Genomic DNA, 3,070 nt, shown 5'->3' with positions numbered 1-3,070 from the left:
AGTATCTGGCGAAGCGCTTTGCCCTTGAACACATCTTCATCGATTGCCCGAATCCGATCTGAGCTCGCCGCAAACTCCTGTGGGAGCGAGCCTGCTCGCGAACGCCTCAGGCCTTCAATACAAAGGTGCCTGACACTCCGCTTTCGCGAGCAGGCTCGCTCCCACATTCGGCCCTGACGGGCCGAACTGGCAGGCATATTCATATACCCTTTCGATCTAGTTGGCGTCCTGATTAGAAGAGGTCGCTGTGCTAGGATTCCTCGCTCGAACACGGCCCGCTGGCCGTTCATAAGAAAGCTTTCGTGAGTAGCCATGGTCGACAAACTGACGCATCTGAAACAGCTGGAGGCGGAAAGCATCCATATCATCCGCGAGGTGGCCGCCGAGTTCGATAACCCGGTGATGCTGTACTCCATCGGTAAAGACTCCGCCGTGATGCTGCACCTGGCACGCAAGGCGTTCTTCCCGGGCAAACTGCCGTTTCCGGTGATGCACGTCGACACCCGCTGGAAATTCCAGGAAATGTACAAGTTCCGCGACAAGATGGTCGAAGACTTGGGCCTGGACCTGATCACCCACATCAACCCCGATGGCGTGGCGCAGAACATCAACCCGTTCACCCACGGCAGCGCCAAACACACCGACATCATGAAAACCGAAGGCCTGAAACAGGCACTCGACAAGCATGGTTTCGATGCCGCGTTCGGCGGCGCCCGTCGCGATGAAGAGAAATCCCGCGCCAAAGAGCGCGTGTACTCGTTCCGCGACAGCAAGCACCGCTGGGACCCGAAAAACCAGCGTCCAGAGCTGTGGAATGTCTACAACGGCAAGGTCAACAAGGGCGAATCCATTCGTGTGTTCCCGTTGTCGAACTGGACCGAGCTGGACATCTGGCAGTACATCTACCTCGAAGGCATCCCGATCGTGCCGCTGTACTTCGCCGCCGAACGCGAAGTGATCGAGAAGAACGGCACGCTGATCATGATCGACGACGAGCGCATCCTCGAGCACCTGTCCGATGAAGACAAAGCGCGCATCGTGAAAAAGAAAGTGCGGTTCCGCACCCTTGGCTGCTACCCGTTGACGGGCGCGGTGGAGTCCGAGGCCGAAAGCCTGACGGACATCATTCAGGAAATGCTCCTGACGCGAACTTCCGAGCGCCAGGGCCGGGTCATCGACCACGATGGCGCAGGCTCGATGGAAGACAAAAAACGCCAAGGCTATTTCTAAGGGGCTGTCATGTCGCACGCATCTGATTTGATCAGCGAGGACATCCTCGCCTACCTGGGCCAGCACGAACGTAAAGAGCTGCTGCGCTTTTTGACCTGCGGTAACGTCGATGACGGCAAGAGCACCCTGATCGGGCGCCTGCTGCACGACTCGAAAATGATCTACGAAGATCACCTCGAAGCGATCACCCGCGATTCGAAGAAAGTCGGCACCACCGGTGACGACATCGACCTGGCATTGCTGGTCGACGGTCTGCAGGCCGAGCGTGAGCAGGGCATCACCATTGATGTCGCCTACCGCTATTTCTCCACCGCCAAGCGCAAATTCATCATCGCCGACACCCCCGGCCATGAGCAGTACACCCGCAACATGGCCACCGGTGCGTCCACCTGTGACCTGGCGATCATTCTGGTCGACGCCCGTTACGGCGTGCAGACCCAGACCCGTCGCCACAGCTTCATCGCTTCCCTGCTGGGTATCAAACACATCGTCGTCGCCATCAACAAGATGGACTTGAAGGACTTCGACGAAGGCGTGTTCGAATCGATCAAGGCTGACTACCTGAAGTTCGCCGAAGGCTTGAAGATGAAGCCGACCAGCATGCACTTCGTGCCGATGTCTGCCCTCAAGGGCGACAACGTGGTGAACAAGTCCGAGCGCTCGCCGTGGTACACCGGCCAGTCGCTGATGGAAATCCTCGAGACTGTGGAAGTGGCGGGCGATCGCAACTTCACCGATCTGCGTTTCCCGGTGCAGTACGTCAATCGTCCGAACCTGAACTTCCGTGGTTTCGCCGGCACCCTGGCCAGCGGCATTGTGCACAAGGGCGACGAAGTCGTGGTGCTGCCGTCGGGCAAGAGCAGCCGCGTGAAATCCATTGTCACCTTCGAAGGTGAACTGGAGCACGCAGGCCCAGGTCAGGCGGTAACGCTGACCATGGAAGACGAAATCGATATCTCCCGTGGCGACCTGTTGGTGCATGCCGACAACGTGCCGCCGGTCACCGACAGCTTCGAAGCGATGCTGGTGTGGATGGCTGAAGAGCCGATGCTGCCGGGCAAGAAATACGACATCAAACGCGCCACCAGTTACGTGCCGGGCTCGATCGCCAGCATCGTCAACAAGGTCGACGTGAACACGTTGGAAGAAGGCCCGGCGAGCGCGTTGCAGCTCAACGAAATCGGCAAGGTGAAGATCGCGCTCGACGCGCCGATCGCCCTCGACGGTTACGAAAGCAACCGCACCACCGGCGCATTCATCGTCATCGATCGTCTGACCAACGGCACCGTTGGCGCCGGCATGATCGTCGCTCAGCCTGTAGCGCATGGCACTGCAACCCACCACGGCAAATTGGCCCATGTGGCGACTGAAGAACGCGCCCAGCGCTTCGGCCAGCAACCAGCCACCGTGCTGTTCAGCGGCCTGTCCGGTGCGGGCAAAAGCACCTTGGCGTATGCGGTCGAACGCAAGCTGTTCGACATGGGTCGCGCGGTGTTTGTACTGGATGGCCAGAACCTGCGTCATGACTTGAACAAAGGTCTGCCACAGGATCGCGCCGGGCGTACCGAGAACTGGCGTCGTGCCGCCCATGTGGCGCGTCAGTTCAACGAAGCGGGGCTGCTGACCCTGGCCGCGTTCGTCGCGCCGAGTGCCGAAGGTCGCGAGCAGGCCAAGGAACTGATCGGCAAGGATCGCTTGCTGACGGTCTATGTGCAGGCCTCGCCAACCGTGTGCGCCGAACGTGATCCGCAAGGTCTGTACGCCGCTGGCGGCGACAACATCCCGGGCGAATCCTTCCCGTACGATGTGCCGCTCAATGCCGACCTGGTGATCGACACGC

2 protein-coding genes are annotated in these 3,070 nt (G+C 59.6%); both read left to right on the top strand.

Going from position 1 to position 3,070, the window contains the following annotated elements; all coding sequences use genetic code 11:
- The first annotated feature begins 312 nt into the window (after positions 1 to 312).
- Positions 313 to 1,230 (top strand): sulfate adenylyltransferase subunit CysD, encoded by a 918-nt coding sequence (gene cysD, locus OQK_RS06575; protein WP_016771664.1) that lies wholly within the window; start codon positions 313 to 315, stop codon positions 1,228 to 1,230.
- A 9-nt stretch (positions 1,231 to 1,239) separates the two neighbouring features.
- A partial coding sequence (cysN, locus tag OQK_RS06570) for a sulfate adenylyltransferase subunit CysN (RefSeq protein ID WP_016771663.1) occupies positions 1,240 to 3,070 on the top strand: 1,831 nt, incomplete at its 3' end.

The sequence above is a fragment of the Pseudomonas sp. R62 genome, from assembly GCF_000257605.1.
Taxonomy (GTDB): Bacteria; Pseudomonadota; Gammaproteobacteria; order Pseudomonadales; family Pseudomonadaceae; genus Aquipseudomonas; species Aquipseudomonas atacamensis.
Note: the sequence above shows the minus strand (reverse complement) of the source record. Positions and strands in the feature narration are given on the sequence as shown.